This window comes from Synechococcus sp. MEDNS5 (genome assembly GCF_014279875.1).
GTDB lineage: Bacteria > Cyanobacteriota > Cyanobacteriia > PCC-6307 > Cyanobiaceae > Synechococcus_C.
The window spans coordinates 1,193,844-1,219,499 of the sequence record NZ_CP047952.1 but is presented as its reverse complement, the minus strand read 5'-3'; the positions used below and the strand labels follow the sequence as shown (position 1 = coordinate 1,219,499).

The 25,656-nt window shown below is 56.8% G+C and carries 20 protein-coding genes; 17 read left to right on the top strand and 3 right to left on the bottom strand.

Annotated features, from left to right (window positions below; all coding sequences use genetic code 11):
- Positions 1–70: 70 nt before the first annotated feature.
- The 5 genes from rpsB (at position 71) to SynMEDNS5_RS06470 (ending at position 5,929) form a co-directional block, all read left to right on the top strand.
- A complete protein-coding gene (gene rpsB / locus SynMEDNS5_RS06490) occupies positions 71–790 on the top strand; it encodes a 30S ribosomal protein S2 (protein ID WP_186582643.1) in 720 nt (239 codons plus the stop codon).
- An 86-nt stretch (positions 791–876) separates the two neighbouring features.
- Positions 877–1,536, top strand: coding sequence for a translation elongation factor Ts (tsf, locus tag SynMEDNS5_RS06485; RefSeq protein ID WP_186582642.1), 660 nt, complete (start codon positions 877–879; stop codon positions 1,534–1,536).
- Positions 1,537–1,538: 2 nt separating this feature from the next.
- Positions 1,539–2,669, top strand: a complete 1,131-nt coding sequence (locus SynMEDNS5_RS06480; protein WP_255440359.1) for a hypothetical protein — start codon at positions 1,539–1,541, stop codon at positions 2,667–2,669.
- Complete coding sequence (recG, locus tag SynMEDNS5_RS06475; RefSeq protein WP_255440358.1) at positions 2,666–5,161, top strand: ATP-dependent DNA helicase RecG; 2,496 nt, start codon at positions 2,666–2,668, stop codon at positions 5,159–5,161. The genes SynMEDNS5_RS06480 and recG overlap by 4 nt, the downstream gene beginning before the upstream one ends.
- 42 nt (positions 5,162–5,203) lie before the next feature.
- Positions 5,204–5,929 (top strand): M15 family metallopeptidase, encoded by a 726-nt coding sequence (locus SynMEDNS5_RS06470; RefSeq protein ID WP_186585882.1) that lies wholly within the window; start codon positions 5,204–5,206, stop codon positions 5,927–5,929.
- On the opposite strand, the gene SynMEDNS5_RS06465 is transcribed toward SynMEDNS5_RS06470, so the two are convergent.
- Positions 5,926–7,686, bottom strand: a complete 1,761-nt coding sequence (locus SynMEDNS5_RS06465; protein ID WP_255440357.1) for an NADPH-dependent assimilatory sulfite reductase hemoprotein subunit — start codon at positions 7,684–7,686, stop codon at positions 5,926–5,928. The genes SynMEDNS5_RS06470 and SynMEDNS5_RS06465 overlap by 4 nt on opposite strands.
- A 77-nt stretch (positions 7,687–7,763) precedes the next feature.
- On the opposite strand from SynMEDNS5_RS06465, the gene glyS reads away from it, so the two are divergent.
- Complete coding sequence (gene glyS, locus SynMEDNS5_RS06460) at positions 7,764–9,923, top strand: glycine--tRNA ligase subunit beta (RefSeq protein ID WP_186585747.1); 2,160 nt, start codon at positions 7,764–7,766, stop codon at positions 9,921–9,923.
- A gap of 55 nt (positions 9,924–9,978) precedes the next feature.
- Here the strand turns inward: glyS and chlP are convergent, their stop codons facing one another.
- Entirely contained in the window at positions 9,979–11,352 is a 1,374-nt protein-coding gene (gene chlP, locus SynMEDNS5_RS06455) for a geranylgeranyl reductase (protein WP_186585746.1), read from the bottom strand.
- A 109-nt stretch (positions 11,353–11,461) separates the two neighbouring features.
- Here chlP and SynMEDNS5_RS06450 point away from each other — a divergent pair, with 109 nt between their 5' ends.
- The 8 genes from SynMEDNS5_RS06450 (at position 11,462) to ccsB (ending at position 20,403) form a co-directional block, all read left to right on the top strand.
- A complete protein-coding gene (locus tag SynMEDNS5_RS06450; protein ID WP_186585745.1) occupies positions 11,462–12,214 on the top strand; it encodes a D-alanyl-D-alanine carboxypeptidase family protein in 753 nt (250 codons plus the stop codon).
- A gap of 2 nt (positions 12,215–12,216) precedes the next feature.
- The gene (locus SynMEDNS5_RS06445; RefSeq protein WP_186585744.1) at positions 12,217–14,775 is read left to right on the top strand and encodes a U32 family peptidase; all 2,559 of its coding nucleotides are present in this window, start codon (positions 12,217–12,219) and stop codon (positions 14,773–14,775) included.
- A 64-nt stretch (positions 14,776–14,839) separates the two neighbouring features.
- Positions 14,840–16,642, top strand: coding sequence for a translational GTPase TypA (gene typA, locus SynMEDNS5_RS06440; protein ID WP_186585743.1), 1,803 nt, complete (start codon positions 14,840–14,842; stop codon positions 16,640–16,642).
- Complete coding sequence (locus SynMEDNS5_RS06435; protein WP_186585742.1) at positions 16,639–17,013, top strand: DUF309 domain-containing protein; 375 nt, start codon at positions 16,639–16,641, stop codon at positions 17,011–17,013. The genes typA and SynMEDNS5_RS06435 overlap by 4 nt, the downstream gene beginning before the upstream one ends.
- Before the next feature lie 94 nt (positions 17,014–17,107).
- Entirely contained in the window at positions 17,108–17,506 is a 399-nt protein-coding gene (locus SynMEDNS5_RS06430; RefSeq protein WP_186585880.1) for an LptA/OstA family protein, read from the top strand.
- Positions 17,503–18,231, top strand: a complete 729-nt coding sequence (gene lptB, locus SynMEDNS5_RS06425) for an LPS export ABC transporter ATP-binding protein (protein WP_186585741.1) — start codon at positions 17,503–17,505, stop codon at positions 18,229–18,231. The genes SynMEDNS5_RS06430 and lptB overlap by 4 nt, the downstream gene beginning before the upstream one ends.
- The gene (locus tag SynMEDNS5_RS06420; RefSeq protein WP_186585740.1) at positions 18,228–19,394 is read left to right on the top strand and encodes an LptF/LptG family permease; all 1,167 of its coding nucleotides are present in this window, start codon (positions 18,228–18,230) and stop codon (positions 19,392–19,394) included. The genes lptB and SynMEDNS5_RS06420 overlap by 4 nt, the downstream gene beginning before the upstream one ends.
- Positions 19,395–19,440: 46 nt before the next feature.
- Positions 19,441–20,403 carry a c-type cytochrome biogenesis protein CcsB gene (ccsB, locus tag SynMEDNS5_RS06415; protein ID WP_186585879.1) on the top strand — a complete coding sequence of 321 codons (963 nt, stop codon included), beginning with the start codon at positions 19,441–19,443 and terminating at the stop codon, positions 20,401–20,403.
- A gap of 607 nt (positions 20,404–21,010) precedes the next feature.
- Here ccsB and rpe read toward each other — a convergent pair.
- Positions 21,011–21,694 (bottom strand): ribulose-phosphate 3-epimerase, encoded by a 684-nt coding sequence (gene rpe / locus SynMEDNS5_RS06410; RefSeq protein ID WP_186585739.1) that lies wholly within the window; start codon positions 21,692–21,694, stop codon positions 21,011–21,013.
- A 143-nt stretch (positions 21,695–21,837) separates the two neighbouring features.
- On the opposite strand from rpe, the gene glpX reads away from it, so the two are divergent.
- The 3 genes from glpX to SynMEDNS5_RS06395 all read left to right on the top strand — a co-directional run bounded on the left by glpX (position 21,838) and on the right by SynMEDNS5_RS06395 (position 25,579).
- A complete protein-coding gene (gene glpX / locus SynMEDNS5_RS06405; protein ID WP_186585738.1) occupies positions 21,838–22,842 on the top strand; it encodes a class II fructose-bisphosphatase in 1,005 nt (334 codons plus the stop codon).
- A 30-nt stretch (positions 22,843–22,872) separates the two neighbouring features.
- Positions 22,873–24,189 (top strand): glutamyl-tRNA reductase, encoded by a 1,317-nt coding sequence (locus SynMEDNS5_RS06400; protein WP_186585737.1) that lies wholly within the window; start codon positions 22,873–22,875, stop codon positions 24,187–24,189.
- A gap of 94 nt (positions 24,190–24,283) precedes the next feature.
- Positions 24,284–25,579, top strand: coding sequence for a glucose-1-phosphate adenylyltransferase (locus SynMEDNS5_RS06395; protein WP_186585736.1), 1,296 nt, complete (start codon positions 24,284–24,286; stop codon positions 25,577–25,579).
- The last annotated feature ends 77 nt before the right edge of the window (positions 25,580–25,656 follow it).

The following is a 25,656-nucleotide window of genomic DNA, read 5'->3' as shown; positions in this document are numbered from 1 at the left end:
CCGTGGTGTGGCTTCAAGCCATCCATGTGATCCCTGACAGGTGGAGGCCAACCCGAAACCTCAATCAATCATGGCTGTTGTCACTCTCGCTGAGATGATGGAAGCTGGTGCCCACTTTGGACACCAGACCCGTCGTTGGAATCCCAAAATGTCGCGCTACATCTATTGCGCGCGCAACGGAGTTCACATCATTGACCTTGTGCAGACTGCTGTCTGCATGAACAACGCTTACAAATGGGTTCGTTCCGCTGCAAGAAGCGGCAAACGTTTCCTGTTCGTAGGAACCAAGAAACAAGCCTCTGAAGTGGTGGCTCAGGAAGCCCTGCGCTGCGGTGGGTCCTACGTCAACCAACGCTGGTTGGGCGGCATGCTGACCAACTGGACCACGATGAAAGCCCGAATCGACCGCCTCAAGGATCTGGAGCGGATGGAGGCCAGCGGAGCGATCGCCATGCGTCCCAAGAAGGAGGGCGCCGTTCTTCGTCGTGAACTTGACCGTCTCCAGAAGTATCTGGGTGGCCTCAAGAACATGCGTCGTCTCCCCGATGTGGTGGTGCTGGTCGATCAGCGGCGTGAAACAAACGCAGTGCTCGAGGCCCGCAAATTGGATATCCCCCTGGTGTCGATGCTGGACACCAACTGCGATCCGGATCTCTGCGAGGTTCCCATTCCTTGCAACGACGACGCTGTGCGTTCCGTCCAGCTGGTGCTGAGCCGTTTGGCCGATGCCATCAATGAAGGCCGTCACGGCTCCAATGAGCAGCGTGGTGGTGACGACAGCGAAGGCTGAGTCCCGCGAGCCGCTATGTTCACGCCGCCCTTCCGAATGTTTGGAAAGGCGGCTTTTTGCCCAAATCCTCCCCTCCTTCTCTTCTGATGGCCGCTGCCGTATCCGCCAAGCTCGTTAAGGACCTGCGCGACAAGACCGGCGCTGGAATGATGGATTGCAAGAAAGCACTTGCAGCCACTGACGGCGATGCTGACAAAGCCATCGAATGGCTTCGCCAGAAAGGCATCGCTAGCGCAGAGAAAAAGTCTGGTCGCACTGCTGCTGAAGGCGCTATCGGTAGCTACATCCACACCGGAGCACGGGTCGGTGTGCTTGTTGAAGTCAACTGCGAAACCGACTTCGTCGCCCGAGGTGACATGTTCCAGGAGCTCCTCAGAGACGTGGCCATGCAGGTGGCTGCCTGCCCAGGAGTGGAATACGTCAACACCGATGAAATCCCTGCTGAGATCCGCGAACGCGAGAAGACCATCGAAATGGGTCGTGACGACCTCGATGGCAAGCCCGAGCAGATGAAGGAGAAGATTGTCGAAGGTCGGATCAACAAGCGCCTCAAGGAACTTGCTCTGATGGAGCAACCTTTCATCAAAGACAGCTCCCTCACTGTTGCTGAACTGGTGAAGCAGACAGCCGGAAAGATCGGAGAAAACGTGAAGGTACGCCGCTTCACGCGCTACACCCTTGGTGAGGGCATCGAAGTCGAGGAGAATGACTTTGCCGCTGAAGTGGCTTCGATGACCAAGGGCTGATCTTGAAGGCTGATTCGGAGAGTCGCCATTGCCACGACCCAGACCTCCAGTTGGAGCGTCTGGGTTGCCGATGCCGGTCCCTGGCACCAGCTCTTTACCGGGAACAGGCTCTCTATCTTCAGATCGTCCGAGACCAGCTGTCCGGAGCTGCTCGTACAGCCATCAAGCATCTGCTTTGCGCTCGCAGTGTCGACGCAAGCATCCGCAGAGCTGAAGGAGTCGAAGAACTGCATCGTCGTGTGGATGCGCTTGTTCAGAGAACGTCTTCTCTCCTCACTGTTGAGCAGCTAATCATTACGGCGGATCGTCTGCGCCACGAAGCACAACGCAACCAACTCCTCCAGGTCCAGGCACTGAGCAGTTCATCTGAGTCACCGGCTCCGACTGTTGCCTGTGAGGAAGTTCATCTCGGCCTGTCTCTTCCCCTGGAACGCTCAGATCTGATTGATGGTCTGTTCCCAGGGAGGGTGACCACTGACGAGAGGACTGACATTGAGATGGAGCAGCCCGCGAACGATGAGCAACCTCCTTCACAGGAGACGACGGAGCTTGACCTGCTCCGGTCTCTGTTCGTGCTCGCTGGTGAGGCCATGGACCCCAGGGATGCCCAAGAGTCTTCGAGTGATGCGATGGGATCTGAAGCCCCCCCTTTGATGGCGGATGTCACTGGGTCGGATCAGTTGATGCCAACGTCACCGAGCGCTCTTCTGGTCTGGATGGAGGGGATTGATGCTGGCCTCAGTCGACGTCTGCGCAACCTGTCCCATGCCCTCAACGTGGAGCTGATGCGTGCGGGAATCATCAGAAGTCTGCTGCCTATCCAACTGCTGGATGCGGCCATGACCGGTCAGCTTCCATCGGAAGCCACCCATTCCAATCTTTTGAAACTCCAGCTGCCGCTGCCCACCACTGGTGATCAGCACGCCTACGAAACGCTTTGCCTACTTCTGCGCAGCTCCGAACTGGAATTCGATGATCGATCCTTGCGCCGTTGCCGCGGACGCATCCAGAATCAACGGCGTGCTCTCTCCACTTTTGTGGTTAAGGAGCGACACTGGCAACGTCGCAGCAGCGCCAGGGAGGTTCAAACCCATTGGTGGCCCAACCGAACGGAGACCCCTCCGCGCCATTGAGTTCTGGCCTGGATCATCAGGCCCTGGAGCGTTTTCAGATTTGGATTCGTCCGCTTCAGCAGGCGCTGTCGCTTGAGGCGGAGCGTGGATTCGTCAATGTTCAGGGCCGGCAGGAGACATTTCACAGTTTCCTGAGTCGTGAATTGGGGGGACCACCAGGAATTCCTTTCCCGCCAGATTGCAAGGATCGCCTTCAGGCATTCTCCAACGATTTTCAGTCCTATTCCTCCCTCAGTGATGCAGCGCGCCGGCGCCTTGTCACCACGGTGAGGCAGTGGCTCCATGCCCTGCGTCAGCGTCTGGAACCCACGCGAGCGATGGCACCTCCCAAATTGAAGGTTGCCACCAGCAGCACAGCAGCTCGAGGGAACCACCAGGGAGTCATGCCCCTTGACGCACCGCTGTCACGGGTCCGTGGCATCGGCCCCAAGCAGGCGGAACGCCTGGCCAGCCTCGGGCTTCTGGTGGTCAGAGATTTGTTGCTGCACTACCCAAGGGACTATGTGGACTACTCCGCCTTGCGCCGGATCGAAGCCTTGGTTCCAGGTGAAACAGCCACCATCGTTGCCACCGTCCGTCGCTGCCACGGCTTCACAAGTCCGAGAAACCCCAATCTCTCCATAATCGAACTGCAGCTTCAGGACCCCACTGGACGGATCAAGGTCAGTCGTTTCTTGGCAGGTCGCCGCTTCAGCAATCCCTCCTATCTCCATGGTCAGACGAGGCTTTATCCCAATGGAGCCACCGTCGCTGTGAGTGGTCTGGTCAAGGAAGGTGCGTACGGCCTGAGCTTTCAAGATCCGCTGATTGAAGTGATGGAGAATGCTCAAGCTCCACTGCAATCAAAACGAATCGGCAGGCTGTTGCCGGTGTACTCCCTGACGGAAGGACTGACAGCCGATCGTTTCAGAACCCTGGTGGAGGCGGCCCTGCCATCGGTACGCCTCTGGCCTGAGCCACTGCCACCTCAGAGACGCCAGGCCCGGCATCTGCTGCATCGTCACCAGGCGCTGACGGCGATTCATCGACCGGAGACATCCGAGCAGCTTCAGCAGGCCCGTCACCGTCTTGTCTTCGATGAGTTTCTGCTGCTTCAGCTCGGATTGATGCAGCGCAGGGCGGCACTGTGTCAGCGAACAGCACCATCACTGAGGATCGCCTCAGATCGCGACGGTCTCCTGGGTCGGTTCCTGGATAATCTCCCGTTCCAATTCACAAATGCACAGAACAGAGTGCTGGCGGAGATCGATGAAGATCTCGAACGTTCGGAGCCGATGGCCAGGCTGGTGCAGGGTGATGTTGGCAGTGGGAAAACCGTTGTTGCTGTTGCTGCCTTGCTCAAGGCCATTCAGGCCGGTTGGCAAGGAGCCATGATGGCTCCCACTGAGGTGCTTGCGGAACAGCATTACCGCAGTCTCTGCCAGTGGCTCCCTCCGTTGCATGTCACGGTGGAGTTGCTCACCGGTTCGACGCCTCTCAAGAAACGGAGGCAGATGCTCGCTGATGTGGCTTCAGGGGCCTGCAAGGTTCTCGTGGGTACCCATGCCCTACTGGAAGATCCAGTTGCATTCGACCGACTGGGACTGGTGGTCGTGGATGAGCAACACCGCTTCGGAGTTCGTCAACGCAATCGACTTCTCGGCAAAGGTCTCCAGCCCCACCTGCTCACGATGACGGCGACACCGATTCCGCGAACGCTGGCTTTGTCACTTCATGGAGATCTGGATGTCAGTCAGATCGATGAACTCCCGCCGGGACGCACGCCGATCAAGACCACGATGTTGGCAGGCTCAGAGCGTGATCAGGCCTACAGCATGATCCGTGAGGAGGTTGAGAGAGGCCAGAGGGCCTACGTGGTGCTTCCGCTTGTGGAGGAGTCTGAAAAAATGGACTTGAGGTCTGCTGTTGATGTGCATCATCAGCTTGAAGACGAGGTGTTTCCGGATCTCAAGGTCGGGCTGTTGCATGGACGCCTGCCGAGTGCGGAGAAGCAGTCGGTGATCCAAGCTTTCGCGCGCGGGGAAACGCAGATTCTGGTGTCCACCACTGTTGTTGAGGTTGGTGTGGATGTTCCTGAGGCCAGCGTGATGATGATTGACCATGCCGATCGTTTCGGACTGGCACAGCTTCATCAGCTGCGAGGGCGGGTCGGTCGCGGTGCTGCAGCATCCCGATGCCTGTTGATCAACGACAGTCGCAATCCCTTGGCCAGGCAGAGACTTGAGGTGTTGGTCCGCTCGACGGATGGTTTCGAGATCGCCGAGATGGACCTGAGGCTTCGTGGCCCCGGGCAAGTGTTGGGGACTCGCCAATCCGGTTTGCCAGACCTGGCCTTGGCGAGCCTGGCCGATGATGGGTCAGTCCTTGAGGAGGCCCGGGACGAGGCCGCGGATATCCTCCGCGACGATCCTGATCTGAGCGATCACCCAGTGCTTCGCTCTCTGCTCGATGATCAACGCAATCGAGTCACCGCAGCTGCTCAGTTGAACTGAACGACTCAACAAAATACAGTTCTTTTGGTTTGAATGCCTCCGATGCGCCGGCCCTGGAGTGACGTGGCCATCAAGGATTGCGGCGAACCGCTGGAGTCCCTCAGAGGTTCGTTTCTCTGTCTTGATCCCCATCCCTACGCAGAACTTGGTGCCCCTTACGGACATCTGTGTGATCCCTTCAGGGTGCGCTCGAGCGTGTTGACCCGTCTCGTCCAAGCGCAGAACCATCTCACCCAGCATCAGGATCCCGAGATCGGTCCGATCCAGTTGCTTGTGTTTGATGCCTGGCGACCCGTCAGTGTTCAAGCCTTCATGGTCGAGCACGCAGTCAAGGAGGAATGTGTGCGTCGAGGCCTTCAACCGACCATGCCGCACTGGGCATTGGAGCTGGAGGACGTGCAGCGCGATGTTGGTCGTTTCTGGGCACCGCCCAGTGATGACCTTTCGATGCCACCCCCTCACAGCACGGGGGGAGCGATCGATCTAACGCTGGCCGATGCCTATGGATCGTCCCTGTTGATGGGGGGAGAGATTGATGCCATTGGCCCTCAGTCCCTGCCAGATCACTATGAATCTGCTGCAAGTGCCAATCCCAAGAGTTCTGAATTCCTCTGGCATCGGCGTCGGTCAACGCTGCATGGAGCCATGGCCCATGCCGGATTTGTCCGACACCCCAATGAATGGTGGCATTTCAGCTATGGCGATCAGCTGTGGGCTTGGACCGTAAAGACTTCAATGGCCATCTATGGCCGAGTGGATGGCCACTAATGCGCAGAAGCGAGCAGTTCGGCAACCCGTTCGTCACCGAGCCGGCTCACGTGATCACCAAAGCCTCTTCGTCCACCAGCGTCCTTCCAGCTCACAAATAGCGGTTCCAGAGTGTTTTCGAGCTCATCCAGCGGCATGCGTTGCAGGAAAGGCTTCGCCAGGCGTTGCAGATTGGCACTTCCACCGAGCCACAACTGGTACTGGTTGACACCGCTGCCAACAAGAGCGAGTTCTGCCATGTAAGGACGAGCACAACCATTGGGGCATCCCGTCATGCGAAACAGCAATGACTTCTCGATTTCGAGCTTGCTGAGTTGTGCATCCAGACGCTCAAGAACCTGAGGGAGGATGCGCTCCGACTCTGTGATGGCAAGTCCGCAGGTTGGCAAGGCAGGGCAGGCAATGGCATGACGTGCCAGCGGTGGCGGTGCCTCCGGCGTTTGAACCCCAAGGTCCGACAGCGCGTCGCGCACGGAATTGCGCTGAGAGCTGCCGATGTTGCAAAGAAGCACGTCCTGGTTGGGCGTTAAACGCAGTTCAAGCTGGTAGCGATCAACGATCTCGCGAAGACCAGCTTTGAATGCACCCTCAAGGCGTCCGCAGAGCAGAGGGATACCAACAAACCAAACACCAGGTTGCTGTCGGTGCCAGCCGAGGTAATCACTGAGTTTCGCTTTCGGCTCGTTGCGGAGACCCTTCAGATCACCACGGAAGTAGTTCTGCGTTAGCTCGGTCCTAAACCAGGACACGCCTTTGTCATGAAGCAGGTATTTCATCCTGGCGTGCCGGCGGATCTGCCGATCACCGTGATCTCGCTGCAGGGCCAGGATCGCCTGCACCAGATCAAGGACATCGCTTGCTGCGACATAACCAAGGGGGTCGGCGACTCTCGCAAAAGTCTCTTCCTTGTTGTGGGTGCGGCCCATACCGCCTCCCACATAAACATTGCAACCGATTAGGGCACCTGAGGTATCGGTGAAGGCCACAAGGCCGATGTCCTGGGTAAGAAGGTCAACGGAATTGTCTCCAGGGACCGTCACGGCCACCTTGAACTTTCTTGGGAGATAGGTGTCCCCATAGAGAGGCTCGTCGTTGCTACCCGAAAAAATGCCGGAATCGCGCTGACGTGACCGGGCTGCCTTCACCGTTCGCGAAGGGCGGATGCGATAACTGAGGTCACCATCGATCCATAAGTCGAGATAAGAGGCCTCACCAGCCTCGGGACTGAGAACATCCGCAATTTCATCAGCCAATTGACGTGCCGCGGGGTAAGCGCCTCTGGCGTAAGGCGCAGCCGGCGCCATGACGTTCCGGTTGATATCTCCACAGGCCGCCAGCGTGGAGCCCATGTTTTCGACGATGGTTCCAATCACTTCTTTCAAATCTCCTTTCGGGATGCCATGCATCTGAAAGGCTTGACGTGTCGTGGCACGCAGTGTTCCATCGCCCAGGCGATTGGAAAGGTCATCCATGGCCAGGAACAACTGCGCAGGGATCCGACCAGCAGGGCTACGTAGCCGCAGCATCATCTGCCAGGTCTTGTCTTTTCCTTTCTCTCGCTTATCCCGGTCATCTTGTTGGTAGCTCCCGTGGAATTTCAGCAACTGAAGGGCGTCTTCACTGAAGTAGGGGAGTTCGTTCGCGAGTTCATCGAGCAGGGGATCCCGCAGATGACGACTGTCAAGCTTGCGTTGCTCAGCCTTCGGCAGCCTGGCAGTGATTGATTCCGTGGCGGATTCCACACTGGACTGACTCACCGGCAAAGAGCTGCATCGACCAACTGAAGCTAGCGAAGCGGCTTCCAATACAGTCGACTCTTGGTTATCCGCGTGCTGTGGCGAACACGTTTCTGCTTGAGATCGGCACTGAAGAACTGCCCGCCGATTTTGTTCCCTCGGCCCTTCGGCAATTGGAGCAGAGGATTCACAGTGATCTCAACGATTTGCGGCTCGCGCACGGTGAGCTGTCGGTGACGGGAACGCCGCGTCGGCTGCTTGTGGTTGTGAAGGACCTGATCGATTCGCAGCCTGATCTGGAGGAAGACCGTAAAGGACCACCTGTCTCCCAGGCTTTGGTCGATGGCCGGCCTGGACCTGCTGCCATCGGTTTTGCCAAACGCTGCGGTGTCGATCCAGAGGATCTCCAGCCCAAGGACACGCCGAAAGGCCCTTGTTTATTCGCACGGGTCAAGACCCCAGGCCAGCCCAGTTCCGCTCTGCTCGGCGAGTGTGTTCCCCGTTGGATCGATGTTCTTCAGGGCCGTCGATTCATGCGCTGGGGGCGTGGTGAGCAGCGCTTCAGTCGACCGGTTCGCTGGCTTGTCGTTCTGCTTGGTGACTCAGTGATCCCTGTAACTCTGGATGCCGCTGATCCTGTGGTGACCAGTGGTCGTAGGAGCCGTGGTCATCGTCTGCATCAACCGTTGAAGGAGGTGAAGTCCGCCGAGGAACTTCTGGAACAACTGGATGGAGCTGGGGTGATGGTGAACCGGGATCAACGGGCTGAAACCATCCGCGCTGCGATTGCGCTTGAGTCCGAGCGCTGTGGTGGACAAGCGGATTGCCCGGACTCTCTGTTTCAGGAGCTTGTTGATCTTGTTGAATCACCTTCAGTACTAAAAGGCAAGATTGAGGATCGCTTCCTTGAGCTGCCACCGGAAGTGATTGTCACGGTGATGAAGGCCCATCAGCGTTACGTCCCGCTGCGGCATCGACAGGCAGTCGATGACCCCCTGCAGCTTCAGGCCCGCAATGTTCTCAAGCCGGAATTCCTTCTCGTGGGCAATGGGTTGGATTCCGCTTCAGTCACCATTGTCAGCGGTAACCAACGCGTTCTTGGAGCCCGACTGGCTGATGCCGAATTCTTCCTCACCGTGGATCGGCGTCAGTCCAGTGAGCAACGGCGACTCAGCTTGGCAAGGGTCACGTTTGCGGAGGGATTGGGAACGCTTCTCGACCGAAGCGAGCGGATCAGCTGGGTCATGGATCAATTGCTTCTCTCGCTTCAACTCGAGGGGACCATCGCCAGCCATGCCAGACGCGCTGCCCATCTATGCAAACACGATCTCGTCTGCCAGATGGTGGGTGAATTCCCTGAGCTGCAGGGTTTGATGGGCGGCAAATACCTTCTTGAGGAAGGAGAAGCCCGTGAAGTGGCACTGGCGGTAGCAGAGCACTACCAGCCTGCTGGTGCTGGTGATGCTCCTCCAACCAGTGATGCAGGAGCCCTGTTGGCTCTAGCGGAACGGATCGAGTTGCTGTTGAGCATCTTTGCCAAGGGGCAGCGCCCGACGGGATCCTCTGACCCCTATGCCCTACGGCGAGCAGGCAATGGAATTGTTCAGATCCTCTGGAATCGAGGCTGGAGACTTCCACTCCAGTCACTCTTTGGAATCGCGGCAACGCACTGGGTTGAGCGTTTCCCAGATTTCAAGGTTGAAGCCTCAGTCCTGGCCGAGGATCTTGGACAGCTCCTCTGTCAGCGGATGGTGTCCCAGTTCGAAGAGGATGGATTTCCGATCGATCTGGTGCAGGCAGTCAGCGGGGATGGGGTCAGTACTGACCGCTTGCTGGAGGATCCAGTGGATGCGAGAGATCGCTTGCTGCTGTTGAAAAATCTGCGCAATTCTGGACGTTTGCAAGATCTTCAGGCCGTTGTCCAGCGTGCAACCCGATTAGCCGACAAAGGTGATCTGCCTCACTCGAGTCTCTCTGTTGAAGGCGTCGTGGATGCTGCACTCTTCGATTCAGCAAGCGAAGCTGCGCTGCTGGTGGAACTCGAAGCTCTGAGTCCACTCGCTCTAGCAAGAGATTACGAAGGCTTGGCTCAGAAACTCCAGGGTGCTGCCCGCACCCTGGAAGCCTTCTTTGATGGGGCCGAGAGTGTGATGGTGATGGCCGACGATCCTTCAGTAAGGCGCAATCGACTCAACCTGTTGGGCGTGCTGCGCAATCAAGCATCCGTACTGGCCCGTTTCGACAACATTCAGACTTGAAATTGCGTGACCCCCCTAGCTGAATCCGCTGATCGCAGATCAAGCTGGGGGCCATTCAGCCTGTGGTAACGGTGGGTCGCTCGTTCGGCTCTGTTGTTGCCCCACTGTGAACCTGAGCCTTGATGGCCTGTGCTGCTTCATCGGCAAGAAAATCCCCCTCTGAACGCCCCACAGCGGAAGGTACGGCGTCATAGCCCGCTGGGGCAAGAGCTTCGCCTCGGAGCAAACTTCCGAACGTGCGCAGGGTGAGTTTGATCTGTTGCCAGGGATTCATCATCACCACCCTCTTGTACAGATAACTGTCGAAAGTGAGTTTCTGCACATCGCGGTCATCACACATTTCCACGAATGCTTCGCGGGCCGCATCGTTGCGATAAAAAATCCGCTGGAGAATGTCGAGAACGGCGTAGGTAGCTCCGTACTTTCGATCCCAGCGTTTGAGATAAGTGGATTTGATCTCTTTTTCCGTGGGTATGCGGGTGCCGTTCGCTGAAATCTCAACGATGGCTTCCGCACACATCCGGCCACTTTTCGCTGCAAAGTAGATCCCCTCACCAGAACTCTTGGTCACGTAACCGGCGGCGTCACCAACCAGGGCCATCCGGCCAACGACGCGACGTGGTCTTGGATGTTCTGGAATCGGATGGGCTTCCACCTTGATCACCTCGCCCTTGAAGAGACGCTTACGGGCTCGCTCACGAATTCCCTTCTGCAGCCCCTTGATTAGGGACTGATTTTGTTGCATGGTCCCAGTTCCAACGGCCACATGGTCGTATTTGGGGAATACCCACGCATAAAAATCTGGAGACACATCGGTTCCGACGTACATCTCGGCCAGATCCTCGTAGTACGTCATCTCCTCGGGAGGCAGTTTGATGCGTTCCTGGAAGGCGATCGCCACGTTGTAGTCGCCGGCATCCATGGCTTTGGCGACACGGGAATTGGCTCCATCAGCACCGATGATCAAATCCACCTCAAGGGTCTTGAGTTCACCGGTAGGACCACCGGAGCTGTAGTCGGCGTAATGAAGTGTGTAAGGACCCTGACGTGCGCTGCCGGTATCAATTTTCTGAACAAGGCCGTTGATCAGAGTTGTACCGAGCTCAGCAGCGCGATTGCGCATGTAGGCATCGAAGACCTCCCGGCGGCACATCCCGATGTAGGCATTGTCGTCGTACCCGAGGGGATCAAGTTTGATATCAACCTCCTTGTTGGAGGGGGAAATCATCTTCATATTCCGCACTTTGCGGTCGATGATCGATTCCGGCAGGTCGAATTCTTCAACCATGCACAAGGGAATCGCGCCTCCACAGGGCTTGGCGTTGTCGAGTTTTCGCTCAAACAACCAGGTGCTGATGCCAGCCTTGGCAAGAATCTCGGCTGCGCAAGATCCGCTCGGACCACCTCCGACGACGGCAACTCTCAGCATCTCAGCTCACTCCGCTGGATTGTTATTGAAAAGCTATCACCGCTGAGGCCTAAGCGAGGGTTGCACTGGCGCCCCCCCTTACGATCGAAACAACACTGCAATAAACGTCGTGTCACGGGCTGTCGCCAGCCGCAGCAGATCCCGCGATGTCAACCGCGACGATATCCCGGTGGCGCGTCGTAGCCGATCGGCTTCACCGAAACGTCGTGGTGGTTTAGGTCTGCTGTTTGCATGCGGACTGGTGTTCTCCGCATCCCTTGCCACGGTGCTGTTTGTACCTGAGTGGCTGAATGGGACTCGCCCCCCTGCATCAGTTGAGGGGATTGATGCCCGTCCCTCGGGCGACGGGCGTTTGCTTGGGCACTTTCCCTACCCCGAGGCCGGCGTTGATGTCCTTGTGCCGGTGGAGGCAGGAATTGAACTGCACCGTGATGCGGCTCTGGCGCTCGATGCCATGCGTCGATCAGCGGCTTCGGATGGTGTGGATCTGCGTCTTCTCAGCGGCTACCGGTCCCACGACCTCCAAAAAAGTATCTTTTTTGATGTGAAGTCGGAACGCAATCAATCTGCGGCCGAACGGGCCAAGGTCTCTGCACCACCGGGCTATTCCGAACACAGCACTGGATTTGCCGTTGATCTCGGGGACGGTGAAGATCCCGCCACAAACCTCGCGCAATCCTTTGAAAACACGCGCGCCTTCCGTTGGTTGCAGGATCACGCAGCCAGTTACCACTTCACGCTTTCATTTCCGGTCGTCAATCCCCAGGGGGTGAGCTATGAGCCCTGGCATTGGCGTTTTGAAGGATCGTCAGAGGCCTTGCGCGCGTTCGAACCGGCACGAAGGTTGGCTGACGGTCGGTGACGATGCCCTGCCTACCGGAACTGCTGGCACCTGCTGGAGATTGGGATGCCCTCAAGGCTGCCGTTGCTGGAGGGGCCGACGCGGTGTATTTCGGGGTTGAGATTTTCAATGCCCGGCTGCGAGCTGAAAATTTCAACATTCGTGACCTCCCCGAGATCATGGGCTGGTTGCATGCGCGAGGAGTCAAGGGGTTTCTCACCCTCAACGTTTTGGTGTTCACCGAGGAGCTCGAGCAGGTCTCCGAGCTTCTGGTGGAGTGCTGGATGGCCGAGGTTGATGCCTTGATCGTGCAGGACCTTGGTCTCTGTCTTCTCGCCAGAGAGCTCGTGCCCGGCCTGGCATTGCATGCTTCAACCCAGATGTCGGTCACCAGTGCCGCAGGTGTGGCTCAAGCCGCCGCTGCTGGTTGCGAGCGGGTTGTGATGGCACGGGAACTCACCCTGAAAGACCTGGAACGAGTCCAGCAACAGCTCAAGAAACGTCAGCTAGATGTGCCGCTCGAAGTTTTTGTTCACGGCGCGCTGTGTGTGGCCTACTCAGGCCAGTGCCTGACCAGCGAATCTCTTGGTCAACGCAGTGCCAACCGGGGGGAATGCGCCCAGGCTTGTCGACTCCCTTACCAGTTCATCGTGGATGGTGAGGAGCGTGACCTCGGCGACCAACGCTATTTGCTCTCACCCCAGGATCTTGCTGCATGGTCTCTGATCCCCGAACTCGCGAGGATCGGCATCAGCAGCCTCAAGATTGAGGGAAGGCTCAAAAGTGCGACCTACGTAGCTGCGGTTACCGATGTGTATCGCCGCTCCATTGACGGTGTCCTTGACGACCCAGATACCACTCGACTTCAGCTGGAACTCGGTTTTTCACGGGGCCTGAGCACTGGATGGCTTGAAGGCATTGACCACGCAGCTCTGGTGCATGGTCGTTGGAGCAAGAAGCGCGGTCCGTCCTTCGGTCATCTGGTCAAGGTGCATCCCCGCGGCTGGATCGAGGTTCAGGCTGAGAACGAGCCCCTCCGCGGTCAGGGCGTCGTGCTGGAAGTGGCTGCATCAGAGGGCGGGGCCTTTCAGGTTCCCCGAGAGGTGGGCGGCAGAATCATGGAATCTGTGTCTTCCGGAGAAGGCAGCTGGCGCCTGAAGCTGGGGCCAGGCCGTGTTGATCCAAGGGGGCTCCGTCCGGGAGCCCCTGTTTGGCTTACCAGTGATCCCCAGTGGCAATCCACCTGGAGCCGCCGAGCCGGTCGAGAAACCCCTCCTCAGGATGTTCCGCTTTCTCTGTTCGTGCGCGGGCGAATCGGTGAGCCGCTGGTGCTCGAACTGGAGTTACCGCAGTGGTCAAAGGGCCAGCCACTGGCGGTATTCAGTGATCGCTTGCTCGAGCCAGCCAAGGATCACGGTCTCAATCGTGAGCGTCTGATCGCTCAGCTCGGACGTCTTGGAGGAACAGGCTGGCGACTTGAGCATCTGCGGCTTGATCTCTCTGAGTCGCTTTTTCAGCCAATCGGCGAACTCAACCGTCTCCGTCGAGCCCTGCTTCAAGCGATGGCTGAGGCGGGAGTTGTCCCGGGGAACGCCGGGACAACACAACGACAAGGCATTGCAGCTTCCAATCGAGATGAACGACGTCAGCTGATCCGGAGCTGCATCAACCGTCTGCCGGCCGATACAGGGGATCAGCCTCCTCGGCTCACTGTGCTGGTGAGAAGTCTCGACCAGCTCAAGAGCTTGATGGAACTTGGCGACGCAACGCCGATTCAAGGGGTCGTCGCCGACCTGGAGCTGCCCCGTGAGCTCAAAGAGGCCGTTGCCATAGCCCGGGGTTGCTGGAGTGATGGCATCTGGTTGACCGGCCCCAAGGTGATCCGTCCCGATGAGGGGTGGACATTGGATCCACTTGTGCGCGCCAACCCCGATGGCTTTCTTGTGCGCAATGCCGATCAGCTCGAGCGTCTCTGCGATGCAGCGCCTTGCCGAGGCGATTTCAGCCTGAATGTGGCCAATCCCCTCAGCCTTCTCTGGTTTCTTGAGCACTGGGGACTGCAAAGGGTCACAGCGAGTTGCGACTTAAACCTCCAGCAATTGCTTGAGCTCTCCGAGAACGCCCCTGTTGATCGTCTGGAGGTTGTGCTGCACCAGCACATGCCTCTCTTCCATATGGAGCATTGCCTGTTCTGCGCATTGCTCTCTGATGGGCACGATCACACGGATTGCGGCAGACCCTGTGAGACCCATACCGTTCTGCTGAAAGACCGCAGCGGTATTGAGCATCCTCTTCGAGCAGACCTCGGATGTCGCAACACCTTGTTCAACGGAACCGCACAGACAGGCATTGAGGCATTTCCAGCCATGTGCGCGCGCGGTCTGCGGCATTTCCGCCTTGACCTGCTCGATGAAGATGCTGAAGCCACCAAGCGGCGAGTGCTGTTGTACGGCGATGCACTGCAAGGCCGTATGCCCTCCGCTGAGGTGTGGCGCCGCGAACAGATTGAGCATCGTCTCGGTGTCACCCGGGGCAGTCTTCGCGCGAATCGTGCACAGGGGACTCCATCGATCTCACGTTGAGATAGTCTTCACCGGCTGCGCCTACGGGCGTCCCAGCGACCCTTCGCCCCCAACACGGACCCCCATGAGCGCCCAGCAAAAGGCGATTCGCAACATCGCGATCATCGCCCACGTTGACCATGGCAAGACGACCTTGGTCGACTCTCTGCTGGCCCAGTCGGGCATCTTCCGGGACAACGAGGCCGTGCCCACCTGCGTGATGGACTCCAATGATCTGGAGCGTGAGCGCGGCATCACCATTCTTTCCAAGAACACAGCGGTCACCTACAACGACACGCGCATCAACATCGTGGATACCCCTGGCCACGCCGACTTCGGCGGCGAGGTTGAGCGGGTGCTCGGCATGGTCGACGGTTGTCTGCTGATCGTTGATGCCAACGAGGGCCCCATGCCCCAGACCCGCTTTGTGCTGAAAAAGGCTCTCGAGCAGGGACTGCGCCCGATCGTGTTCGTCAACAAGATCGATCGAGCCCGCGTCGACCCCGAAACAGCGGTCGACAAGGTGTTGGATCTGTTCATCGAGTTGGGTGCTGACGACGATCAGTGCGACTTTCCCTACTTGTTCGGGAGTGGCTTAGGAGGCTTCGCCAAGCCAGACATGAAGACAGACAGCGAAAACATGCGTCCGCTGTTTGATGCCATCCTGCGCCATGTTCCGCCCCCGGTTGGTGACCCCGAGAAGCCTCTTCAGCTTCAGATCACAACCCTTGATTATTCCGATTTTCTTGGTCGAATCATCATTGGTCGTGTTCACAACGGCATGATCAAGCAGGGGCAAAATGCTGCGCTGATCAAAGATGACGGAATCGTCAAGAAGGGACGCATCAGCAAGCTTCTCGGTTTCGAAGGCTTGCAACGGGTTGAAATCGAGACTGCTTCAGCAGGAGATCTCGTCGCCGTTGCAGGTTTTGATGACGTGAACATTGGGGAGACCATCGCCTGCCCTGATGAGCCAACGGCACTTCCCTTGATCAAAGTGGATGAGCCCACTCTCCAGATGACCTTCGTGGTCAACGACTCACCCTTCGCTGGCAAAGAGGGCAAGTTCGTCACGAGTCGTCAGGTCCGAGACCGTCTGCAACGAGAACTCCTCACAAACGTGGCACTGCGGGTGGAGGACACCGATTCTCCAGATCGCTTTGCCGTCAGTGGCCGCGGTGAACTTCACCTTGGAATCCTGATCGAAACCATGCGTCGCGAGGGCTACGAATTCCAGGTGTCCCAGCCTCAGGTGATCTACCGCACGATCGATGGCACTCCCTGTGAACCTGTGGAGACACTGGTCATGGATGTGCCGGAAGAGGCTGTTGGCTCCTGCATCGAGAAACTTGGAACTCGAAAGGGCGAAATGCAAAACATGGAGACTGGCCAGGATGGGCGCACCCAACTGGAATTTGTTGTTCCATCCCGTGGTCTGATTGGTTTCAGGGGAGAGTTCATCCGTGCCACCAGGGGAGAGGGAATCATGAGCCACTCCTTCTTCGAGTACAGACCGATGATGGGTGAATTTGATACCCGTAGAAATGGTGTGCTGATTGCATTCGAGGAAGGAACGGCAACCTTCTACGCTCTCAAAAATGCTGAAGATCGTGGGCAGTTCTTTATCTCACCGGGAACGAAGGTTTACAAAGGAATGATCATCGGCGAGAACAATCGTCCCCAGGACCTAGAGATCAATGTCTGCAAAGCCAAGCAGCTCACTAACATGCGTTCAGCAGGCGCTGAAGAGCTCGACACGCTCCAGTCTCCTGTACAGATGACGCTGGAACGAGCCCTGGAGTACATCGGCCCCGACGAGATGCTTGAGGTCACGCCGGAGTCCATCCGTCTTCGCAAACTCCCTGCCAAGAAGATGGCCAAGCGTTGAATCTTGTCGACGATCCTCGTTTCACCATCGCTCTTGAGTTGTTCAACTCAGGAGCCTGGTACGAAGCCCATGATGCCTTTGAGGAGCTCTGGCATGAACAGGTCAACCCAGACCGGCGACTGCTTCAGGGCATCCTTCAAATTGCAGTAGCCCATGTGCACCTCGAAAGAGGTAATATCCGCGGTGCAACCATCCTTCTCGGTGAGGGCATCGGTCGCCTCAAAGCATCTCTGCCGACGGCTTTGGGCCTTGATCTCATGGCGCTTCACAGTGTGGCCAGTGCTCGCCTGCAAGCACTGCAAAATAAAGGTAACCCGGACGACTTTCCGCCCCCAACCCTCTCTCGCTCGAATGATCCCGTGAGATCATGAATGTTCCATGGTCATTCGTCAGGCACAGTTGTTCAAGCCGCGTTCGATCACTGCCATCCAAGCCCTGACACGTCTGCTCGTGTATGCGCTGGCAATGGCGTCCGTTGGGCTGGTGCGTTCTCAGCCCCTGCCGGCGCCAGCCGATGATGCCAAGCCGGTTGATGATGGCCTGATCACCATCGAGTCGGACAGCCAGAGTGCCGACAATGTCACAGGTGTGGTCACCGCTTCCGGCAATGTTCGGATCGTGTACCCCGCCAGGGGCATGGTTGCCACATCACGGCAAGCCCAATACTTCAGTCGGGAAGGGCGACTGGTTCTCAGTGGTGATGTGGATGTGATCCAGGACGATGGCAGCACTCTGCAAGCAGAGAGAGTCACCTACAACCTTGATGATGAACGGGCTTTGGCTGTTCCTAACCAGGGCGGGCAAGTGAGATCCACCATGATTCTGCGCCCAGACCAGCCTGCACAGACACCCCTAACGCCATGAGTTTGAGCCTCAATGGCGTGTCTCTCACGCTGGGAGGGAGACCCTTAGTCAGAAATCTCACCCTCAGTTTGGATCCTGGAGAAGTGATCGGGCTGTTGGGTCCGAATGGTGCTGGCAAAACAACCAGCTTCAACCTGGTGATCGGTTTGCTGCGGCCGGACTGCGGAGAGGTTCTGCTGGATGGCCATCCCGTCGCCAACTTGTCCATGCCTCAGCGTGCCCGTCTCGGGATCGGCTATCTACCTCAGGAGCCCAGTGTCTTTCGTCAGCTCACGGTGCGGGAGAACCTGCAGTTGGTGCTCGATCAAAGTGGGCTGACCGGTGTTCAGTCCCGGGAACGTCTTCAACAGTTGATCCGGGATTTTCATCTCGAAGCGTTCCTCAACCGTCGCGGTTATCAGTTATCTGGTGGTGAACGGCGACGTTGTGAGGTAGCCCGTGCCCTTGCCGTGGGCTTGGAAGGCCCCCGCTACCTGCTTTTAGACGAGCCCTTTGCCGGCGTGGATCCGCTTGCCGTTGCCGATCTTCAACAACTCATCCACTCCCTGCGGCAGCGGGGCATGGGAATTTTGATTACCGACCACAACGTGCGTGAAACCCTGGCGATCACTGATCGTGCCTACATCCTCACCGACGGAAGCATCTTGGCCTCCGGCTTGTCTGAGCAGGTCGCTCACGACCCGCTCGTCCGTCGTCACTATCTCGGTGAGGGATTCCAACTGTGATCGAATCCGTCAAGGCCTCCATCCGACGTCTCGTCCAGCGGATTCCCTTATTGGATCGTTGGTTGATCGGCGAGCTACTGGGTCCACTGCTGTTTGCGATTGCAGCATTCACCGTGGTTTCCCTTTCCGTGGGGGTGATGTTCGAACTGGTGCGACAGATCGTTGAGTCGGGTCTCCCCGTGGCGATTGCGGTTCAAGTGCTTTTGCAACGGCTGCCCAGTTTTTTGGTGATCTCATTCCCGATGGCCACGCTCATGGCGTCGCTTCTGGCCTATAGCCGTTTGTCAGCCAACAGTGAGCTCACCGCCCTGCGCAGCGTGGGTGTAACAGCTACACGCATGATTGTGCCTGCTTTGATTCTGGCACTGGTGATGTCAGGCCTCACCTTCGTCTTCAACGATGTACTGGTGCCGAGAGCAAACCGTTCCGCTGAAATAACTCTGCGTCGTGCCCTTGGGAAGGCCATTGCCACAGAAAAGGGAAGCAACATCGTGTATTCCCGTTTCGGACGAATTGAAGACCCCGATGGCAGCAGTAGCAAAGGATTGGCTCAACTGTTTTATGCCCGTCAGTTTCTCGATGGTGTGATGAGTGGAGTCACCGTCCTTGATTTCACCCGTGCTGGCTTTACCCAAATGCTTGTGGCCGATCGTGCTGTCTGGAACGAACGCCAAGCTAAATGGCAGTTCTTCGATGGTCAGATTCTCACACTCACTCCATCTGGAAGTACGACATCTGCTGATTTTGATCAGTATCTTTATCCGCTCAGCGCAGCACCAATCCGCATCGCCCAGTTGCCGAAGGATGCTAACAACATGACGGTTGCTGAAGCGCTTCGTGCAAAGGAGCTGCTTGAACAGGCTGGTGATATCAAGGAAGCACGGCGGCTTCAAGTGAGAATTCAGGAGAAATTCACTTTGCCAATGGCCTGCCTGGTTTTCGGCCTGATTGGCTCCAGCTTGGGAGCGAAGCCCAACAGCCGTACAAGCCGCAGTCAGGGCTTCGGGATCAGCGTGGTGTTGATTCTTGTGTACTACGTGCTGAGTTTCAGCTTCAGTTCCCTTGGAGTGAAAGGCACCCTTCCGCCACTGCTGGCTGCATGGTCTCCTGTTTTGATTTCTCTGGCTGGAGGTGGTTTTCTGCTGCGGCAAGCCAGCCGCTGATCCTTCCCGGCAGAATCAAGTCACTCTTGATCGTCTGTTGGCTGCTTTGGGGAGTTTCGATCTGCAATCCATTGCTTCAGAACCGGTGCTGTTATTGGGGTTGGCAGCGTTTGCTTTGCTGCTCACGGCCCTTCCGTGGTGCTTCTGGGCCCTGTCCAACGGTCGCAGCTCCAGTGGCGTGCGCTCTCTCTTGGGCTTGGCCAATCTGCTCTTGACTGCGCAGCTTGTGTTGCGTTGGTGGCAATCCGGCCATTTCCCGATCAGCAATCTTTACGAATCGCTGTGCTTCCTTGCCTGGGCTTGCACACTCACCCAGTTGTTGGTGGAACGTCAGTGGGCTTCACCGCTTGTGGCTGCATCCGCAACACCCATGGGTCTGGGGTGTATCGCCTTCGCCAGCTTCGCCCTGCCTGATCAGTTGCAACAAGCCTCCCCTTTGGTTCCTGCTCTTCGCAGCAGCTGGTTGGTGATGCATGTGAGCGTGATCATGGTGAGTTATGCCGCCCTTCTGGTGGGATCACTGCTGTCTGTTGCTGTGCTTGTTACGGATCGCGGTCAACAATTGGAGCTGCGCAGCAGCTCGATCGGTACTGGTGCCTATCGAAGAGCCGTTGCAATCTCTGGGAATGACGCTTCCGTTGCATTGCGCACGTCGCCGGAACTGCAGCTGTCATCGCTTGATTTCACTCGAAGTGAACAGCTCGACAGCCTGAGTTATCGAACCATCACCGTGGGCTTTCTGCTTTTGACAGTGGGAATCATCAGTGGTGCTGTCTGGGCCAATGAGGCCTGGGGCAGCTGGTGGAGCTGGGATCCCAAAGAAACCTGGGCTTTGATCTGTTGGCTGGTTTATGCCGCTTATCTGCACACTCGTCTAAGCCGCGGCTGGCAGGGACGGCGGCCAGCTTTGGTTGCATCGTTGGGTTTGGTTGTGATTGTTGTCTGTTACATCGGAGTCAACCTGCTTGGTATCGGATTGCACAGCTATGGCTGGTTCTTTGATGCCTAATCCGGTCAACCTCGTGATTCAGCAAGTGGATGATCGATCAATTGATTCAAAAATTCTGGGAAACGAATCTCGATAACCTTGTTCTTGCAACCTGAACGCCTTATCAGCTACTGAAAGCTCGGAAACGATCCTGCAGTGATGATCGCTGTCACAAATCCTGTAATCGCCTTCATTCATCCGTACGGTTGAAGAGCCCAGACGAGTCCTGGCCATCATCAAATTTCGTTCCCAAGACATTGAGCTAAATCGTGAAATTCAAAACTAATTAGCCGATCTACCGACATGATGTAACACCCGCAACCGAATGGAGAATGTCAACAAATAAAAAGCTGTAGGAAAAATGATCGTTTGAATACAATTCGAAAAAGGTATTAATTGGTGCAGAACACTTCAGCATGGTTAATCATCATTGGATTTGATGCATCCATTTCATGGAATTATTTGTCGGACTCGCCATCCTTTTGCCCCTTTCGGCATTAGCGATCCAGGCAAGGGAGGCAGAGAGTGATGATGATTACTGTGATTTTCTTTGAAATTTGAAGGCGGTGGTTTGCTGGATGCGCCAACTTTGGAAGTTGACGATCCAGCAAAATCAGAGCCCCGGAGTTCAAACCAACACAGCTTCTTGGCGCTTGCTGTCACGGATGCCTTGGATGGCGGTCGCGTAATCGGCCTGATTGAACACTCCGGAGCCGCTCACAATGGCATTCGCACCAGCTTCAATCACTTTCCAGGCATTTCCACCTTTCACGCCACCATCCACTTCAATCCAGGGATCCAGACCTTTCTCATCACACATGCGACGGAGATCACGAATCTTCTGAACCTGATTTTCGATAAAGCTCTGTCCACCAAAACCTGGGTTCACGCTCATGATCAGCACCAGATCACAAAGTTCGAGGCAATACTCCAGGGTGCTCAGTGGGGTGCTGGGGTTCAGAACGGCACCCGCCATCTTGCCAAGATCCTTGATCTGAGCCAGGTTGCGATGCAGGTGTGGGCATGCCTCAACCTGAACCGAAATGATGTCCGCGCCGGCCTTGGCGAAATCAGGAACGTACTTTTCCGGTTCAACGATCATCAGATGCACGTCCAAGGGCTTGGTCGTGACCGGTCGCAAAGCTTCAACGATCAGGGGACCGATGGTGATGTTGGGAACGAAGCGTCCGTCCATCACATCGACGTGGATCCAATCAGCGCCGGCTTGGTCAACAGCTTTGACCTCCTCGCCGAGTCGTGAGAAATCCGCTGAAAGGATGGATGGGGAGACCACCAGGGACTTGGTGCTCATGACGGGAAGACTGCTGAGACCAGTCGATTGTAAAGAGTGCGGAAGTCGCTGATACAGTGAGCCGCGCTTTTGAGTGAAAAGCCCAGTGGCACCAAGCCCAGTGAGCTGACACTCTCCGCGTTCGTCCCCCCCGCCGCACTCCCGTGGATCGCACTCTCATCCAGGAAATTCTCGAGGTCGTTGAGCAGGCGGCTATCGCCTCCGCCCGCCTCACTGGTCTCGGCAAAAAGGATGAAGCCGATGCCGCAGCTGTCGAAGCCATGCGTCAGCGCATGGGTCAGATCCAAATGCAAGGCCGCATCGTCATCGGTGAAGGGGAGCGTGATGAAGCTCCCATGCTCTACATCGGTGAAGAAGTCGGCAGTGGGTCCGGCCCGGGAGTCGACTTCGCCGTCGACCCCTGCGAAGGAACAAATCTGTGTGCCAACAACCAGAGGGGCTCCATGGCCGTTCTGGCTGCCTCAGATCGCGGTGGTCTTTTCAATGCTCCGGACTTCTACATGAAGAAGCTGGCGGCTCCTCCGGCAGCCAAAGGCAAGGTGGATATCCGCAAGTCAGCCACTGAAAACATCAAAATTCTCAGCGAATGTCTGGGGATGGCGGCAAGTGAACTCACCATCGTGGTGATGGATCGTGCACGTCACAAGGATCTGATCGCTGAAATCCGCGCCACCGGCGCTCGGGTTCAGCCGATTTCTGATGGTGATGTGCAGGCTGCGATCGCCTGTGGATTCGCTGGTACGGGAACCCACTGCTTGATGGGCATCGGTGCTGCCCCCGAGGGCGTGATCTCCGCTGCGGCTATGCGCGCTCTTGGCGGTCACTTCCAGGGTCAGCTCGTGTACGACCCCGCAGTAGCGCAGACCAAGGAGTGGGCAGATCTCACCAAAGAGGGCAATCTCGCCCGTTTGGCTGAAATGGGTATTGCAGATCCCGACAAGATTTATGAAGCTGAAGAGCTGGCCTCTGGAGAGCACGTGGTGTTTGCCGGTAGTGGTATCACTGATGGCCTCCTGTTCCACGGCGTTAAATTCGAGTCGGACTGCACACGTACAAGCAGCCTGGTGATCAGCAACCTCGACAACACCTGCCGCTTCACCAACACGGTGCACATCAAAGATGGGGCTCAGAGCATCGCGCTGAGCTGACCTCTTTTTCACGCAACAAGGGATTTCTCCATGCACATAGCCGTTGTCGGCCTCAGTCATCGAACGGCACCGGTTGAAGTGCGCGAAAAGCTCAGCATCCCTGAGCAAACCATGGAGGAATCCCTTCAGAACTTGCGCGGTCATGACCAGGTGCTGGAGGCTTCGATTCTCAGCACCTGCAACCGTCTTGAGATTTACACGCTTGTCCGCAATCCTGAGTTGGGGATTAGTGCCGTAAGGGAGTTTCTCAGTGGTCACTCCGGTCTGCAGACAGGGGATCTGAAGCCCCACCTCTTTGCGTACCACCACGAAGATGCGGTCGCGCATCTGCTGCGTGTAGCTGCAGGGCTCGACAGTCTGGTTCTTGGCGAGGGGCAGATTCTCTCCCAGGTCAAGAAAATGATGCGTCTCGGCCAGGAGCACAAGTCCCTTGGCCCAATTTTGAACCGGCTTCTGACCCAGGCCGTCAGTACCGGTAAACGCGTCCGCTCGGAAACGAATCTCGGCACAGGAGCCGTGTCAATCAGTTCCGCTGCTGTTGAATTGGCCCAGCTCAAGCTTGGTCAGACCCGCGGTCTCGACGAACTTGTCACGCTTGAAGATGAGCAGGTCGCCGTGGTCGGGGCAGGCAGGATGAGCCGTCTGCTGCTGCAACATCTCCAGGCGAAAGGTGCTTCCGGTGTTGTCCTGCTGAATCGAACGGTCGCGAGAGCCGAAGCTCTCGCTGCAGATTTCCCGACCCTTCCTGTCCAGTGCAGACCGCTGAAGGATCTCGATCATTGCTTGAGCACTTGTTCTCTGGTCTTCACCAGTACAGCTGCTGACGATCCGATTATTGATGCCCAGCGTCTAGCGACCCTGAACAGACGGAGCTCACTTCGATTAATCGACATCGGTGTTCCACGCAATATCGCAGCGGATGTGGTGGGTCTTGGGGGCGTTGAAGCTCATGACGTCGACGACCTCAAAGAGGTGGTGGAACGCAACCAAGAGGCCCGTCAGCAGGTTGCTAGAGAAGCCCAAGGGCTTCTGGATGAGGAAGGACGGCAGTTCCTTGAATGGTGGGACTCCCTGGAAGCGGTTCCCACAATCAATCGCCTGCGTTCCTCTATGGAATCCATCCGGTCTGAGGAGCTGATGAAAGCACTCAGTCGCATGGGCCCGGATTTTTCAGCACGGGAACGCAAGGTTGTGGAAGCCCTCAGCAAGGGCATCATCAATAAAATTCTGCATACACCTGTCACCGCGCTCAGAAGCCCTCAGCCGCGTTCTGATCGTCAAAACGCTCTCTCAGTCGTGGAGCGCCTGTTTGATCTGCAAGCCGACGAAGACTCAGTCCAGAACTGATTCGCACCATTCTTGGCGGATCTTGCCCATCACCCGGTTGAGAATGGGAAAAGTCCGGTAAGTTTGCTCCGCAACGCCGATCTGCGGGGGCGGCATGAAGCGCGTTCTGGCCATCATTCTCGGGGGGGGCGCAGGAACGCGTCTCTACCCCCTCACCAAAATGCGGGCGAAGCCCGCAGTTCCACTCGCTGGTAAGTACCGACTGATTGATATTCCGATCAGCAACTGCATCAACTCCAACATCAACAAGATGTATGTGTTGACGCAGTTCAATAGTGCCTCTCTCAACAGACACCTCAGCCAGACCTACAACTTGTCGGCTGGCTTCGGTCAAGGGTTCGTCGAGGTTCTGGCTGCTCAACAGACTCCTGAAAGTCCTTCATGGTTTGAAGGAACGGCTGATGCTGTTCGCAAGTACCAGTGGTTGTTTCAGGAGTGGGACGTTGACGAATATCTGATCCTCTCGGGTGATCAGCTGTACCGCATGGACTACAGCTTGTTCATCAATCACCACCGCAGCACCGGCGCTGACTTGACCGTCGCGGCCCTCCCCGTTGACGCCAAACAGGCAGAAGCTTTTGGTCTGATGCGCACCGACCAAGAGGGTCAGATCCTGGAGTTCAGGGAAAAGCCCAAGGGTGACTCTCTTTTAGAGATGGCTGTTGATACCTCCAGATTTGGACTGAGTGCTGAGTCGGCGAAGGAGCGCCCTTACCTCGCCTCCATGGGCATTTATGTTTTTAGTCGTGACACCCTGTTCGATCTTCTTCACCAAAATCCAACCCATAAAGATTTCGGCAAGGAAGTCATCCCCGAAGCACTCGAGCGTGGAGATCGTCTGAAGAGTTACGTCTTCGATGATTATTGGGAAGATATCGGCACCATAGGTGCGTTCTATGAGGCCAATTTGGCCTTAACGCAGCAGCCTTCACCGCCGTTCAGTTTTTACGACGCAGAGTTTCCGATCTACACCAGGCCTCGGTATTTGCCTCCCAGCAAGCTGGTGGACTCTCAAATCACCGATTCAATCATCGGTGAAGGTTCCATTCTCAAGTCCTGCAGCATCCACCACTCGGTGCTTGGGGTGAGAAGCCGCGTTGAGGACGAAGTGGTTCTTCAGGACTCTCTGTTGATGGGTTCGGATTTCTTCGAATCATCCAATGAAAGGGCTGTTTTGAAGGAACGGGGGGGCATCCCTCTGGGTGTCGGCAAGGGAACGACTGTGAAGCGAGCGATTCTCGATAAGAACGCCCGCATCGGCAGCAACGTCACCATCGTCAACAAGGATCACGTCGAAGAAGCTGATCGCCCTGAGCATGGCTTCTACATTCGTAACGGCATCGTCGTTGTCGTAAAGAACGCCTCGATTCCCGATGGAACGGTGATCTGATCACTCATTCCTGACAGAGGTTATCCAGGTTGCAGCCGAACCTCGGTGACGTGGTCACACTAACGCCAGTGAATGGT